The sequence below is a fragment of the Acidobacteriota bacterium genome (assembly GCA_020349885.1).
In the GTDB taxonomy this organism is placed as follows: Bacteria; Acidobacteriota.
Window position 1 is genome coordinate 1,285,675 of the sequence record CP070701.1, and the last position, 13,716, is coordinate 1,299,390.

At 65.0% G+C, this 13,716-nt stretch carries 15 protein-coding genes; all 15 read right to left on the reverse strand.

The window, feature by feature from the left end; all coding sequences use genetic code 11:
* Positions 1-55: 55 nt before the first annotated feature.
* The gene (gene rmuC, locus JSV08_05530) at positions 56-1,093 is read right to left on the reverse strand and encodes a DNA recombination protein RmuC (GenBank protein UCF79986.1); all 1,038 of its coding nucleotides are present in this window, start codon (positions 1,091-1,093) and stop codon (positions 56-58) included.
* Between the two features lie 4 nt (positions 1,094-1,097).
* Positions 1,098-2,633, reverse strand: a complete 1,536-nt coding sequence (gene guaA / locus JSV08_05535; GenBank protein UCF79987.1) for a glutamine-hydrolyzing GMP synthase — start codon at positions 2,631-2,633, stop codon at positions 1,098-1,100.
* Between the two features lie 23 nt (positions 2,634-2,656).
* Entirely contained in the window at positions 2,657-3,202 is a 546-nt protein-coding gene (locus JSV08_05540) for an NADH-quinone oxidoreductase subunit C (protein ID UCF79988.1), read from the reverse strand.
* Complete coding sequence (locus JSV08_05545; GenBank protein ID UCF79989.1) at positions 3,199-4,053, reverse strand: site-specific DNA-methyltransferase; 855 nt, start codon at positions 4,051-4,053, stop codon at positions 3,199-3,201. The genes JSV08_05540 and JSV08_05545 overlap by 4 nt, the downstream gene beginning before the upstream one ends.
* A gap of 177 nt (positions 4,054-4,230) precedes the next feature.
* A complete protein-coding gene (locus tag JSV08_05550; protein UCF79990.1) occupies positions 4,231-4,689 on the reverse strand; it encodes a D-tyrosyl-tRNA(Tyr) deacylase in 459 nt (152 codons plus the stop codon).
* Positions 4,686-5,168: an MGMT family protein gene (locus tag JSV08_05555; protein UCF79991.1), complete on the reverse strand. Its 483-nt coding sequence runs from the start codon at positions 5,166-5,168 to the stop codon at positions 4,686-4,688. The genes JSV08_05550 and JSV08_05555 overlap by 4 nt, the downstream gene beginning before the upstream one ends.
* Complete coding sequence (murJ, locus tag JSV08_05560) at positions 5,161-6,747, reverse strand: murein biosynthesis integral membrane protein MurJ (GenBank protein UCF79992.1); 1,587 nt, start codon at positions 6,745-6,747, stop codon at positions 5,161-5,163. Before murJ ends, JSV08_05555 begins: the two co-directional genes overlap by 8 nt.
* Entirely contained in the window at positions 6,737-7,189 is a 453-nt protein-coding gene (aroQ, locus tag JSV08_05565) for a type II 3-dehydroquinate dehydratase (GenBank protein UCF79993.1), read from the reverse strand. Before aroQ ends, murJ begins: the two co-directional genes overlap by 11 nt.
* On the reverse strand, positions 7,186-8,280 hold the full coding sequence (aroB, locus tag JSV08_05570) for a 3-dehydroquinate synthase (protein ID UCF79994.1): 1,095 nt from the start codon (positions 8,278-8,280) through the stop codon (positions 7,186-7,188). The genes aroQ and aroB overlap by 4 nt, the downstream gene beginning before the upstream one ends.
* Positions 8,277-8,861 carry a shikimate kinase gene (locus tag JSV08_05575; GenBank protein ID UCF79995.1) on the reverse strand — a complete coding sequence of 195 codons (585 nt, stop codon included), beginning with the start codon at positions 8,859-8,861 and terminating at the stop codon, positions 8,277-8,279. Before JSV08_05575 ends, aroB begins: the two co-directional genes overlap by 4 nt.
* On the reverse strand, positions 8,839-9,996 hold the full coding sequence (gene aroC, locus JSV08_05580; protein UCF79996.1) for a chorismate synthase: 1,158 nt from the start codon (positions 9,994-9,996) through the stop codon (positions 8,839-8,841). Before aroC ends, JSV08_05575 begins: the two co-directional genes overlap by 23 nt.
* Positions 9,978-10,460, reverse strand: a complete 483-nt coding sequence (locus JSV08_05585; protein ID UCF79997.1) for a hypothetical protein — start codon at positions 10,458-10,460, stop codon at positions 9,978-9,980. The genes aroC and JSV08_05585 overlap by 19 nt, the downstream gene beginning before the upstream one ends.
* A 116-nt stretch (positions 10,461-10,576) precedes the next feature.
* A complete protein-coding gene (gene aroE / locus JSV08_05590) occupies positions 10,577-11,404 on the reverse strand; it encodes a shikimate dehydrogenase (GenBank protein ID UCF79998.1) in 828 nt (275 codons plus the stop codon).
* On the reverse strand, positions 11,401-12,699 hold the full coding sequence (aroA, locus tag JSV08_05595; protein ID UCF79999.1) for a 3-phosphoshikimate 1-carboxyvinyltransferase: 1,299 nt from the start codon (positions 12,697-12,699) through the stop codon (positions 11,401-11,403). Before aroA ends, aroE begins: the two co-directional genes overlap by 4 nt.
* Positions 12,696-13,709 (reverse strand): 3-deoxy-7-phosphoheptulonate synthase, encoded by a 1,014-nt coding sequence (gene aroF / locus JSV08_05600; protein UCF80000.1) that lies wholly within the window; start codon positions 13,707-13,709, stop codon positions 12,696-12,698. Before aroF ends, aroA begins: the two co-directional genes overlap by 4 nt.
* Positions 13,710-13,716: the final 7 nt, after the last annotated feature.

Genomic DNA, 13,716 nt, shown 5'->3' on the forward strand with positions numbered 1-13,716 from the left:
ACGGAAGCGATGGAGCGGGCCTCGACGCCGAGCGGGGAGGGCCGGAAGTCGCGGATTAATCCGAAGAAGGAAATAGGGCGGGGGTAGTCTCTCCGCCCGAATCGCCGTCACTCACCGCCATCTCGTCCATGGCCTTCATCTGAAGCAACAGGGCGCGCAGCTGGCCCACGGATTGCTGGCACTCCTGGTGGGCGTTCTGGATCATAGTGAGGCCGCGCGCCATGTGCCCCTCGAGCCGTTCGCTCAGTCCTTCCGTGAGCACGGCGAAGCGTTCGACGGACTGGTGGAGGCGATCGAGGTCGAGGCGGGTCTGAAACCGCCGCTGCATCTGCATAAGAGTCAGAAGATAGGGAAGCAGCATGCTGTAGGAAACCACGAACACCCCTTGGCGCGACGCCTCGTAGTGGGAGCGACGTGTCTCGACATGGCGGCTGTCGGGAAGGGCCAATATCGCGTAGCTTTCCGTCACGTTCGTGTCGATGTATTGCTGCACGTCCCGGACCGCTTTATCAAAATTCTCATTCATCTTGGAATCAAGAGGCACGAACTTTCCGTTGGGAAGTTTAATGGCAAACTCGACGGGCTTGTTCTTGATCACGAGATTGGTGCGCACCATATCGGTGGGAAGCGCACCCAGAATGTCCGCCACGAGGTTCTCCCCCGCTTCTCCCTTGCTCTGACTTCCAAGAAGCTTGGCCTCGAGTTTTCCGACGGCTTCGGCGATGCGCTGTTCCTCCTGAAGGCGCGCCTCATAATCGGCCTTCATCTTGACGATGAGCGTCTGGGTTTCTCCTATCTGCTTCTGGACTTTCTCCTGCGCCTTAATATCTTGCTCCGAAAAAGAGGAGATCTTGTGAAGCTCTCCCGAATGCGCCTCTGCCTTTGTATAGATAAATTTCGTCCGCTCCTCCAACGCGGCGATCGCTTTCGTCTGGTCCCCGATTACACGCTGAATGTTCTGAAGCAGGTTGTCGACGGTTCCCCAACGATCTTCCCCGCCCGTCGCCGACGCGGTTTGTTTGCCCCGTCCCAGCCACCAGGCAACGGGAAGCGCGAGAACAAGGAGAACAATCGCGACGATCCACCCGGTCATGCGCTCACTCCCACTCGATCGTAGCGGGCGGCTTCGTCGTCACGTCGTAGGCGACGCGGTTGACTCCCTTCACCTCGTTCACGATGCGCGTGGCGACGCGGTTCAAGAGCGCGTCGGGCAGGCGCGCCCAGTCGGCCGTCATGAAGTCCTCGGTGGTGACGGCCCGGAGCGCCACGACGTTCTCGTAGCTGCGCCCGTCGCCCATCACGCCCACGCTCCTGACGGGAAGCAGCACGGCGAAGGCCTGCGCCGTGCCGCGGTAGTGCCCCTCGGCGCGGAGCTCCGAGATGAAAATGTCGTCGGCCCGCTGAAGCACGGCGACGTGCTCCGGCGTCACCTCGCCCAGGATGCGCACGGCGAGCCCGGGGCCGGGAAAGGGATGGCGCCAGATAATTTCTTCCGAAAGGCCGAGCTCGAGCCCCGCGCGCCGCACCTCGTCCTTGAAGAGGAACCGGAGCGGCTCGACGAGCTCGAACGGAAGCACCTCGGGGAGGCCGCCCACGTTGTGGTGCGTCTTGATGACCGCCGAGGGCCCCTTCACCGACGTGCTCTCGATGACGTCGGGATAGAGCGTTCCCTGCGCCAGGAATTTCGCGTCCTTGAATTTCCTGGCCTCCTCCGCGAATATCTCGATGAAGAGGCCGCCGATGATCCGGCGTTTTTCCTCCGGGTCCTCGACGCCGCTCAGGGCGGCGAAGAAGCGCTCGCCCGCGTCCACGCGGTGCACCTTCAAGCGCAGCTTTTCCGCGAAAGTCTCCATGACGACGTCGCCCTCGTCGAGGCGCAGAAGGCCCGTGTCCACGAAGATGCACTGCAGCTGGTCGCCCACGGCCCGGTGGATGAGCGTCGCCGCGACGGACGAGTCGACGCCGCCCGAGAGGCCGCACACCACGGCGCCGCCGCCGACTTTTTTCCGGATCGCCTCGACCGCCTCCTCGATGAACCGCGCGCTCGTCCAGCCGCCCCGGAATCCGCAAATTTCATAAAGGAAATTCCGGAGCATCGGCTTTCCTTGCGGCGTGTGCGAGACCTCGGGGTGGAACTGGATGCAGACCATCTTTTTATCCGGATGCTCGACGGCCGCGAAGGGGGAGTTGTCCGACGCGGCGATGCTTTGAAACCCCTCGGGTAGCGCCTCGACGCGGTCACCGTGGCTCATCCAGACTTTTCCTTTCTCCGAAAGACCCCGGAAGAAAATGCTCTCGTGCTGCGGAGAAATCTCCGCGTGGCCGTACTCGCGCTTTGCGGACGCCGCGACCTTCCCCCCGAGCGCCCGGCACATCCAATGCATCCCATAGCAGATGCCGAGTACGGGAATGCCGAGCTCCAGAATTCCAGGGTCGCCCTGGGGAGCGCCCCTGTCGTAGACGCTCTGGGGACCGCCCGAGAGAATCAGCCCCTTCGGAGCAAGGCGCTTGATCTCGTCCACCGGGACGGAAAAGGGAAGAATTTCGGAATAGACGTTCAGCTCCCGGACGCGCCGCGCGATGAGCTGCGTGTACTGGGAGCCGAAGTCGAGAACGAGGAGACTTTCTTGCATTTAAGCAGCCACTGGCTACTTACCTAGACTTTCCCCGGGTGCCGGTTCCTCCACGGGCTCTCCCACTCGGGGTCGCGCCATGGAAAATCCTTGCGCTCGGGATGTCCCTCGAAGCCCTCCCACGTCAGAATGCGCCGCAGGTCGGGGTGCCCCTCGAACACGACGCCCATCGTGTCGTAGACCTCGCGCTCGAACCAGTCCGCGCCCTTCCAGATGGGCGCAAGCGACAGCGCTTTGCAGTCGTCCTCCGGCACGGGCACGCGCAGGATGATTTGCGTGTTCTTCACGGTGGAGTAGAGCACGTAGACCACGGTGAAGCGCGGCGTTCCCTCCTCCGGCCGGTAACTCTTGTGCTTGAGATAGTCCACGGCCGTCACCTCGGCGCAGTAGTCGTAGCCCTCGGCATGGAGCGCCTTCGCGACCTCGAAGACATGCTCCCTTGCCACCTCGGCGAACACGTCGCCCTGCGGCGAGGCGTACACTTGGGCCTTATCCGCGAAGCGTTCCTTCAGGAGTGAGACGTCCCAGCGGTCGGGGGGGGTGACGGCTTTTACAGAAGAATCTTTCATATTGCTACGCCTCCGTAATTGTGTTGTAGGGAAGCACCGAGCTTCAGGGGTTCTTGAAATCTTTCTCTTATGCCTTCCACGTAGTTTCCGTTGATTTCGATCATTATAAAATTCCGTCCCAGCGCCTGAGCGACATACCCCGTGGTACCGACGCCGGCCACGGGGTCCAGCACGACGTCTCCTTCCTTTGTCGAAGTTAGGATCACCCTTCGGAGCAATTCCGCGGGCTTCTGCGTGGAGTGGAGTTTTTCTCCGTTTTCGCCCTTCAGCCTCTCCCTGCCGTTGCAAACGGGAAGCGTCCACACGTTCGCGCCGACCTTGCCCACGCCGAATTCCTTGGCCGACTTCTTGTCGAACGTGTATTTCTTCGCCTTCTTGTCCGTCACGGCCCAGATGAGCGTTTCCGTGGCGTTCGTGAATCGGACGCCCAGCCAGTTGGGCATGGGGTTCGTCTTGAGCCAGATTACGTCGTTCAGTATCCAGTAGCCCAGGTCCTGCATGATCCGACCGATGCGGAATATGCTGTGGTAGGTGGCGATGATCCAGAGGGTCGCGTTGGGCTTCATGACGCGCTTGGTTTCATGGAGAAGACTTCGGATGAAGCGGTCGTACTCCCCGAACGAGTCGAACTTGTCCCATGCATCGTCCACCCCGTCCACGTGCGTTTTGACGCTCCATCTTTTCAGCGTCTTCTTGGGAAGCTGCAAAAAGTACGGCGGGTCCAGGAAGGCCATATCCACCGACTCCCCGGGCAGTTTCTTGAGCACTCCGAGGGCGTCGCCCAGGATGACCTTGTTGAGCGCCGCGTCCAGGGAATAGCTCTTTTTCTTGGGGCTGTCCGCGACCACCATGCCTTGATTCTTTCGGGACTTGCCCCGATGCACGCATCGGGGCTTGCCGCCGGGGAGGAGGCGTGGCCGTGGGCGCGGCCTACGCGTTCGCCGCCGGCCCTTGCTTGATGCCGTGCCTTGTGAGGTCATCCAGATATTTTACCATCAAACCGCTCGTTTTGCCCGGCCGGGCGGCGGCTACCCCTTCGTCTCCACCAGGATGGTCACGGGGCCGTCGTTCACGAGTTCCACGCCCATCATGGCGCCGAATCTTCCCGTCTCGACCCGGACGCCGCACGCGCGGCATGCGGCGACGAATTTTTCGTAAAGCGGCTCGGCCTCTTCGGGCGGCGCGGCCCGCACGAACGACGGGCGCCGCCCCTTGCGGCAGTCGCCCGCGAGCGTGAACTGCGAGACCGCGAGGATCGAGCCTCCCACCTCGAGTAGCGAGCGGTCCATGTTCTTGTGCTCGCCCTCGGGTCCTTCGGCCGGAAAGATTCTCAGGTTGACGATTTTCTCGGCGAGCCACCCGGCTTCCTTATCCGTGTCGCCGCGCTCGACGCCCAGGAGCACGACGAAGCCGCGGCCGATTTCCGCAACTTTTTCCCCATCCACGGAAACGTTCGCGCGGGAAACACGCTGGACGACGGCTTTCACGATTTTTCCCGCCTTCCCCGCTCCCACTCAAGGAGCGCCGTCTTGGTCTTCGAGTGCATCTTCCCGCTGTAGCCGCCGAGGCCGTCCGCCGCTACGACGCGGTGGCAGGGCATGAAGGGCGCATGGGGGTTCGCGCGCATGGCCTGCCCCACGGCGCGCGCCGCGCGGGGGCGGCCGATTCTTTTCGCCACCTCGCCGTACGTCAACGTCCTCCCCGGCGGGATGGCGCTTACCACCTTGTAGACCCTTTTCTGAAAAAACGTGAGCGCGCCCGTGTCGAGCGGGATGCCTTTCACGTTCCGTCCCGCGAAGAAGGCGCGGAGCCAGCGGCGCTCCTTCTCGGTGCCTTCGGTTTTTTTTCCCCTTTCGGCGCTGGTGCGCTTAATGTCAACGCTTTCAATCTTTCCGCCGCTCCAGCGGAACGTAGTGAGAAAACCGTGCTCGTACACGGTGACGGTCCGCGCGGGCTCTTTACTCATGGGCGCCTCTCGAAGATTCAGGAAGTTTTCTCCGGAACACGGAGCGAAGCTCTCCGATTTCCCGGGCGCCAAGAAGCGCGGCCGCGAGGAAGTACACCGCGGCGCCGACGGCGATGACAACGCCCAGGCGCAACGCCTTCTCGCCGAGCGCGGCGGTCTCGTGCAGAGAAATTTTCTCCGCGACAAACCACACGACCGCCCCCATGACGGCCGTGGCCGCCAGGGTGCGCGCAAGCGAGGCGCCCAATTCCCCCAGGGCGACGCGTCCCCTGCGTTTGAGGAAGACTGCGAACAGGAGCCCCGCGTTCAGGTAGGCGGCGCACGAGGTCGCGAGCGCGATGCCCCCGTGCGAGAGCGGCCCCACGAGCCACGCCATGAGCAGGACGTTTGCGGCGAACGCCGCGAACGCGGCGCGCACGGGCGTCTTCGTGTCCTTTTCCGCGTAGAAGACCGCCACGACCACCTTCACGGCCGCGTAGCCCGCGAGCCCGAGGGCGTAGAAGAGGAGCGCGAACGCCGTCATCTCCACGGAGCGCGCGTCGTAGCTTCCGCCGAGAAAGAGCGTCTCGATGATGGGCCCGCGAAGGAGGATGAGGCCCGCCGCGGAGGGAATCATGATGAAGAAGGTGGCGCGAAGGGCGAAGACGAGCGTCTCCTTGACGCGCTCGAGCTCGCCGCGCGCGGCGAAGCGGCTCATGGCGGGCAGGATGACCGTCGCGATGCCGAGGGCGTAAACGCCGTACGTGAGCTCCATGACGCGGTCGGCGTAGTAGAGCGAGGAGACGCTCCCCGGGTCGAGGTAGGTGGCGACCAAGGTGCCCACAAGAATGTTGATTTGGGTGATGCCCGCGCCGAAGGCGGCGGGAACGAAAAGCCACGCGACCTCGAGGACGCGCCGCGACAGGATTTTTCCCCTCGCGCGTAGGCGGAAGCCGCGCCGCCAGAGGAACGGAATCTGGAAGGAAAGCTGAAGAATTCCTCCCGCGAGGACGCCCCACGCGAGGGCGCGCACGGGCTCCTCCATGCGGCGCCCGAAAACAAGCGCCGCGGCTATGATGGATAAATTCAGAAGCACCGGCGTGAACGCCGACGGCCCGAAGACGCCCACGCTGTTGAGGAGCGCCATGGCGAGCGCGGCGAGGCATATGAAGAAGAGGTAGGGGAAAATGATTCGGTTCAGGAGGACGGCGTCATCTAGGACGACGTCCGCATGCCGCTCGGCGAAGCCCGTGACGGAAAGTAGCTGCGCCGAGAAGACCACGCCCGCGAGCGTCACGACGGCCAGCACGGCCCCGACGACGAAGAAAAGCCGCGCGGCGAGCGTCCAGCCCGCCTCCTCGCCCTCGCGCTCGCGCACCTCGGTGAAGACGGGAACCACGGCGGCCGTGAGCGCGCCCTCACCCATCAGGCGGCGGAAGGTGTTCGGGAGGCGAAAAAGCGCGTAGAACGCGTCCGCGAAGAGCGAGGTGCCCAGGAGGTACGCGATGACGCGGTCGCGCACGTAGCCCAGGATGCGGCTGAGGAGGGTGTTTGCGCCGACTACCGAGGCGGAGCGCAGGATCTCCCGCTCACCGGCCATCGGGCAATTTCAGGCGCGCCAGGTACCGGAGCGCCTCGAGGTAGCTTCCCGCCCCCTTTCCCATGATCTGCTTCCGGCACGCGGGCGCGACGACCGAGCGCCGCCGCCACGCCTCGCGCTTGCGGATGTCCGACAGGTGCACCTCGACGGCGGGGAGGTTCACGCCGGCGACGGCGTCGTGCAGCGCGTAGGAGTAGTGGGTGTAGGCGCCGGGGTTGATGACCACGGCCTGCGCCCAGCGGCGGTTTTTATGAAGGCAATCGATGAGCGCGCCCTCGCCGTTTGACTGGACGATGCGCACGGTGAGCTTCAGGCGCTTCGCCTCGGCGCGGATCAGCCGGTTGAGCTTGGCGAGCGTCATCGTGCCGTAAATCTCCGGCTCGCGCTCGCCGAGGAGGTTCAGGTTGGGGCCGTGGAGGACGAGGACGCGCCTGACGTTCATGACGGCAATCCCACGTCGTGGAACGCGCGGCGAAGCTCCGCGCGGGTGACGTCGCTTACGCGCACGGGTTTCCCGAGGCCCTTGAGCAGGACGAACACGTTCTTCGCGCCGCGCACCTTCTTGTCGTAGCGCAGGTGTTTGAATATGTCCGCAAAATGCAGCCGCCGTGGGCACGGGGGCGGCGAGAATTTCCCAAGGAGCGCCGCGGCCTCCTCGTGCTCTTTCGCCGAGAGGAGCCCGCGCGCGCGGGAGAGCGCGACCGCCGCGCGCATGCCCCACACGACGGCCTCGCCGTGCAGGAGGTGCCGATAATTTGTGGCCGACTCGAGCGCGTGGGCGGTGGTGTGGCCGAAGTTGAGGAACTCGCGGACGCCGGCCGTGTCGAGCTCGTCCTTCGCCACGATGTGCGCCTTGTGGCGCGCCGAGCGCGCCACGACGTCCACGAGCGTCGCCGCGTCGCACGCGAGGATTTTCTTCCAGTGCAGTGCGAGGTGGCGCACGAAGGGCCGGTCGAAGGCGAGCGCGTATTTTACGACCTCGCCCAGGCTCGCGAGAACCTCGCGGCGCGGAAGGGTCTTCAAGACCGAGACGTCGCAGACGACGAGGCGCGGCTGGTGGAAAACGCCCACGGCGTTCTTGGCGCGCGGGTGGTTGACGCCCGTCTTCCCCCCGATGGCGCTGTCGACCTGCGCAAGGAGCGTCGTCGGCGCCTGCACGAGCGGGATGCCGCGGTAGAACGTCCCGGCGGCGAATCCCGCCGCGTCGCCCACCGTGCCGCCGCCCAGGGCGATGAGGGGCGTGCGGCGCTCGACGTTGTTTCGAAGAAGGAAGTCGTAGATGCGCGCAAGCACGTCCAGGTCCTTGGCGCGCTCTCCGCACGGAAGCGCCATGGTGGATACTTTCCACTTCGCGCGACGGAAGGCCTCCTCCGCGCGCTGCGCGTGGCGGTGTCTTAAATGGTAATCGGTGACCAATACGGCCCGCTCCTTGAACCCGTGCCGCGCCATGAGGTGCGGCAGCTTGTCCAGGAGCCCCGCGCCGATGTAGACGGGGTAGGGTTTTCTCGCGAGGGCGACGCGGACGGTTTTCATTGGCGGGGCCGGGAGGACTTGGACTGCGGGGGCGCGATTCCGTCCCACAAAAGTTTTCTCAGAATGCGCTCGACGATCTGCCGGGGCGTCGACCCGCCGGTGGCGACCCGGATCGAGGCGCGCCGGTAGAGGGGGCGCCGCTTCGACAGGAGGGCGGCCAGATAATTTTTCCGCTTGGCGGGCGGCACGCCGCGGAGCATAGGGCGATTCTCGATCCCGTCGTTTTCGATCCGCCGAAGCGCCTCCGCGGGGGAGACGCACAGGTAGATGAGGAGGCCGCTTTCCTCGACGGCGTGCCGGTTCCGCTCGCTCGCGAGGGCGCCGCCCCCGAGCGCTATCACGGTTCGGCGCTTCCTTGCGGCGCGTTGGATTTCCAGCTCCTCCATTTTGCGGAAGGCGGCTTCGCCCTTGGAGGAAAAGATTTTCGCGATGGGTTTGCGCGCGCGGTGCTCGATGGCGCTGTCCACATCGTGAAACCGCCAGCCGAGGCGCTGCGCCAGGCGCTTTCCCACGGTGGTCTTTCCCGAGGCCATAAAGCCGGTCAGGTAGATATTTTTCTTACTTGTGCGGCCGTGCGGCATGGTGCGCCTTGATTTCCTCCATGGAATCGCCCCCGTATTTTTCCAGAAAAGCGTCCGCCAGCACGAGCGCCACGAGCGACTCGGCCACGACGCCCGCCGTGGGAACGGCGCAGACGTCGGAGCGCTCCACGTGCGCCTCGGCCTCCTCTTTCGTTTCGAGGTTGATGCTCCGCACGGGGCGCATGAGCGTCGCGATCGGCTTCATCGCCGCGCGCACGACGAGCGGCTGGCCCGTCGTGACGCCGCCGTCGACGCCGCCCGAGCGGTTCGTCTTCCGCTCGGCGCGCGTTTTGTCCCCGCTCCAGAAAATCTCGTCGTGCACCTCGGAGCCCCGGCGCCGCGCAGCCTCGAAGCCGAGGCCGACCTCGACGCCCTTGATGGCGTTGAGGCTCATCAAGGCCTGCGCGAGCGCGCCCTCGAGGCGGCGGTCCCAATGGGCGTAGCTCCCGAGGCCCACGGGAAGGCCGCCGGCCGCGACCTCGACGACGCCGCCCAGCGTGTCGCCCGCCTCCCCGGCGTCGTCGATTGCTTTCACCATGCGCTTTTCCGCGCCCTTGTCGAGGCAGCGTACCGGCGAGGCGTCCGCGCGCGTGTTGAGCTCGGATACCGGGAAATTAATTTCGCTCTCGTCGCGCACGTCGCCTATGGAGACGACGCGGCTTCCGACGTGGATGCCGAACTCTTCGAGAAATTTCCGCGCGATGCTCGCGAGCGCAACGCGCATGGCGGTCTCGCGGGCGCTTGCGCGCTCGAGGACGTTCCGCACGTCACTGAAGCCGTACTTGACGACGCCCTGCATGTCGGCGTGGCCGGGGCGTGGGACGCGCACCGCGCGGAGCGATTCGTCGCCTCCCGCCTCCACGGCCATCACCTCTTCCCAGTTCTTCCAGTCGCGGTTGTGCACCAGGAGCCCGATGGGGCTTCCGAGCGTCTTCCCGTGGCGGACGCCGCTCAGGATTTCCGCCTTGTCCCTTTCGATTTTCATACGCCCGCCGCGCCCGTAGCCCATCTGGCGGCGCGCGAGGTGGGCGTCGATGTAGGCGGCTTCTAGCGCGAGTCCGGCGGGCATGCCCTCGAGGATGCCCACGAGGCCGCGCCCGTGCGATTCACCTGCGGTCAGATAGCGGAGTGGCATGCTCTTTCCTCAACGTTTTGTTTACACGAGTCGAAGTACGGACCATAATGGATTTCCTTTTTTTCACTCTTTCGGAAGAGCACACGGAAAAAATCACTTATAGGTAAGGCAAACGTATGACTCCAATAGCTGCGAGCGACTCTATCTTTAGTTTTAACTTCCGCTAGCTCAGCAACCTCGACTCCATTCTTCAGCCAAACTGTTTCCACATAATTTCCAGCCACCACGGCTTGGCAGAGTTCTCGGACATCCTGTTCGATATCTTTGCTATGTTCAATATCCCACGGCCCCTCGTACGTGATTCCTCGGCCAAATGACAGGGAAAAATATTTTGGGAATTGCGGCTCGTCATCACCGATTATGGTGATCTCAGCAGCGCCAGAACGGAGGGGAGCGATTGTAGCAGAGATGTCACCACCATCCAGCTTTTCAACGGAAAGGGTAGCGCAGCCGCTGGGGAGCATGTCAATTATCTCCTTCGCAAACCTTACTATGGCAACATTAAGAGAGATGCAAGGACACTGCTCTTTGTCACCCTTGATTCTTCTTGACCGAGCCCGAAAAAGTACAAAGCCCATACCTAGTCTTGTAATGCCTTCTCTATCGCAAGCAACGTTTTAGGCGAAATGGATTCCCCGAACCAGATCTTCCACGTCTCGGCGGCCTGCGCGACGAGCATGCCGAGGCCGAAGACCACGTCGCACCCCTGCTTGCGCGCCGCGCGGAGAAACGGCGTCCATTCTGGACGGTAGATCAGGTCGTACGCGACGGCTTCCTTCGGGAGACGCACGCCGCGCGGAAGCGGCGACGAGCGGCCGTCGAGGCCAGCGGAGGTGGCGTTCACGACGAGCGCCGGCTTTTCCTCCTCCAGAATTTCCTCAAGCGGCTTCCTCGAGAGCGAATGGACGTTGATCTTGCCCTTCATCTCTCTTGCGAGCCGCGCGGCGCGCGCCGGGGTCCGGTTGAAAAGATGTATCGCCCCGACGCGTTCCTTCTTTAACGCCGCGCACACAGCCCGGGAGGCCCCGCCCGCGCCGAGTACGACGCATACCTTCCCTCGGAGCGTCGTCCGCTGCCGCTTGAGCGGGGCCATAAATCCTGCCACGTCCGTATTATAGCCGCTGCGTTTTCCTCCGCGAAACCGCACCACGTTCACCGCCCCGAGCGCCCGCGCCTCCGGGGCCGTGCGGTCGAGCAGCGGGACGATTTTTTCCTTGTGCGGAAGCGTGACGTTGAGGCCCACCCACGGGGACTCGCAGACGGCGTCGAGCGTCGCGGCGAGGCCCTCCGGCCGTACGTCGATGGCCGTGTATTCGAGGGGCGCGCGCATCGCTTCGGAGAACGCGCGGAAAATCGCGGGCGAAAGCGAGTGCTTCACGGGATGGCCGATGACGGCGGCGAATTTCATGAGGAGAGTTTCTCCAAGTCCTCGAAAAATCCCGGGTACGAAACCTCAACGCACCGCGCGTCCGAGAGGACCGTCTCGCCCTCGGCCACGAGTGCAGCGACGGCGAACGCCATCGCGAGCCGGTGGTCGCCCGTCGTATCCACTTCCGCGCCGCGAAGCGGCGTCGGCCCCTCGACGCAGAGCGCGTCGCCCTGCACCTCGGCGCGCGCGCCCATCCGGCGCAGGTTGGACGCGACGCCTTCGAGGCGGTTCGATTCCTTCACGCGGAGCTCGCCCGCGCCCTCGATTCGCGTCGCGCCGTGCGCCTGGGTGGCCAGTACGGCCAGGACCGGCACCTCGTCCACGAGCGCGGGCAGGCGCCTCGCCTCGACGCGCACGCCGTACAGGGGCGAGAAGCGCGCGCGCAACGTTCCGCGCGGCTCCACCTCCGCCTCGTTCCTCCCGCTCGCGCGCACGCGCCCGCCCATCTCCCGGATAATTTCTAAAAAGCCCGTGCGCGTGGGATTGAGGCCGACGCCGGGGAGCGTGACGTCGGAGCCCTCGACGAGCGCCGCGGCCGCGAGAAAAAACGAGGCCGACGAAACGTCTCTCGGGACGCTTATCGAGCAGCCTCCGTGGAGCGCCGTAGGCCGGAACGTGATGCGGTCGCCGCTTGCGCTCAGGCCCTCGCTCGTCGTCATGGCGCTCAGCATGCGCTCGGTGTGGTCGCGCGTCCCGAAGGGGTCGCGCACCGAGGATTTCTCGTCGGCGAAGAGCGAGGCGAGAAGAAGCGCCGACTTCACCTGCGCGCTCGGCACGGGGAGCTCGTAGCGGAGGGCGTGGAGCGGGCGCCGGCCGCGAATCCTGACCGGAGAATACTCGCCGTCCCGGAGCTCGATCTCGGCGCCCATCCGCCGCAGCGGCTCGGCCACGCGCTTCATCGGCCTGCGGCGGAGCGAATCGTCCCCCGTGATTTCCGCCTCGAACGTCTGTCCCGAGAGCACGCCCATGAGAAGGCGCGTCGTGGTGCCGGAGTTCTGCGCGTCGAGCGCGTGCGGGGAGGGCGCGAGGGACTCTTCGAGGCCGCGCCCGTGCACGACGACGGTCTCGCCCTCCGCTTCCACGCGCACGCCGAGCGCCTCGAGGCAGCGCCGCGTGGCCGCGACGTCGGCACCGGGAGCGAGGTTCTCGATTCGCGTCGCGCCCTCCGCCAGGGCGCCGAGGATGAGCGCCCGGTGCGAGACGGATTTGTCGCCGGGAACCTCGACGGCGCCGCGGAGCGGGTTCGAGGCCGGATGCACGGCCCGCGTCGTCACAGCTCGAATCCGAGCGCCTTGCTCATGGCGCGCAGGTCGCGCATAAGAAGCGTGAACTGGTCCGGAAGAAGCGCCTGCGGGCCGTCGCAGAGAGCCTCCTCGGGGCGGTCGTGCACGTCCAGCATGATGCCGTGCGCCCCGACGGCCGCGGCGGCGCGCGACATGGGGATCACCTTGTCGCGGGCGCCCACGCCGTGGCTCGGGTCCACGATGACGGGCAGGTGGCTGAGCTGCTTGACCACGGGCACGGCGCTCAGGTCGAGCGTGTTGCGCGTGTGGCTCGAGAACGTGCGGATGCCGCGCTCGCATAGGAAGACGTCGCTCGTTCCCCCGCTCAGCAGGTATTCCGCCGCCTGGAGCCACTCGTCGATCGTGGCCGAAAAGCCGCGCTTGAGCATGACGGGCTTCTTGGCTTCGCCCACCTCCCGCAGGAGGGCGAAATTCTGCATGTTGCGCGTGCCTATCTGAAGCACGTCGGCGTACTCTACCACCTTTTCGAGACTCCGCTGGTCGAGCACTTCGGTCACGACGGGGAGGCCGGTTTCCTCGCGCGCCGCCGCGAGGATTTTCAGCCCCTCCTCGCCGAGCCCCTGAAACGAGTAGGGCGAGGTGCGCGGCTTGTAGGCGCCGCCGCGCAGCCAGTGCGCCCCGGCGCGCGCGACGAAGCGCGCGATGCGGACCGTCTGCTCCTCGGTCTCGACGGCGCAGGGACCCGCAATCACGACGAACTGGCTGCCGCCCATGGACGCCTTCCCGACGCGGAAGACGGTGTTCTCGCGCTTGAAATCCCTCCCCGGCAGTTTGTAGGGCCTCGTGACGCGCAGCGCCTGCTTGACGCCGGGAAGAATTTCGAACTCTCCCGGGTCGAGCGCGCCCGGGTTTCCCGTGACGCCCACGGCCACGTTCTGCGCGCCGGGAATGACGTGGGCCTTGAAGCCCATGCCTTCGATTTTCTTCACGACGGTTTCCAGTTGTTCGTCCGTATGCATGGAATCCATGACTATGAGCATCGCAATT

Bases quoted from the DNA above. Each gene is read 5' to 3' on its own strand.
- rmuC (UCF79986.1), bottom strand. From the start codon at position 1,093: ATGACCGGGTGGATCGTCGCGATTGTTCTCCTTGTTCTCGCGCTTCCC.
- guaA (UCF79987.1), bottom strand. From the start codon at position 2,633: ATGCAAGAAAGTCTCCTCGTTCTCGACTTCGGCTCCCAGTACACGCAG.
- JSV08_05540 (UCF79988.1), bottom strand. From the start codon at position 3,202: ATGAAAGATTCTTCTGTAAAAGCCGTCACCCCCCCCGACCGCTGGGAC.
- JSV08_05545 (UCF79989.1), bottom strand. From the start codon at position 4,053: ATGGTGGTCGCGGACAGCCCCAAGAAAAAGAGCTATTCCCTGGACGCG.
- JSV08_05555 (UCF79991.1), bottom strand. From the start codon at position 5,168: ATGAGTAAAGAGCCCGCGCGGACCGTCACCGTGTACGAGCACGGTTTT.
- murJ (UCF79992.1), bottom strand. From the start codon at position 6,747: ATGGCCGGTGAGCGGGAGATCCTGCGCTCCGCCTCGGTAGTCGGCGCA.
- aroQ (UCF79993.1), bottom strand. From the start codon at position 7,189: ATGAACGTCAGGCGCGTCCTCGTCCTCCACGGCCCCAACCTGAACCTC.
- aroB (UCF79994.1), bottom strand. From the start codon at position 8,280: ATGAAAACCGTCCGCGTCGCCCTCGCGAGAAAACCCTACCCCGTCTAC.
- JSV08_05575 (UCF79995.1), bottom strand. From the start codon at position 8,861: ATGCCGCACGGCCGCACAAGTAAGAAAAATATCTACCTGACCGGCTTT.
- aroC (UCF79996.1), bottom strand. From the start codon at position 9,996: ATGCCACTCCGCTATCTGACCGCAGGTGAATCGCACGGGCGCGGCCTC.
- JSV08_05585 (UCF79997.1), bottom strand. From the start codon at position 10,460: ATGCTCCCCAGCGGCTGCGCTACCCTTTCCGTTGAAAAGCTGGATGGT.
- aroE (UCF79998.1), bottom strand. From the start codon at position 11,404: ATGAAATTCGCCGCCGTCATCGGCCATCCCGTGAAGCACTCGCTTTCG.
- aroF (UCF80000.1), bottom strand. From the start codon at position 13,709: ATGCTCATAGTCATGGATTCCATGCATACGGACGAACAACTGGAAACC.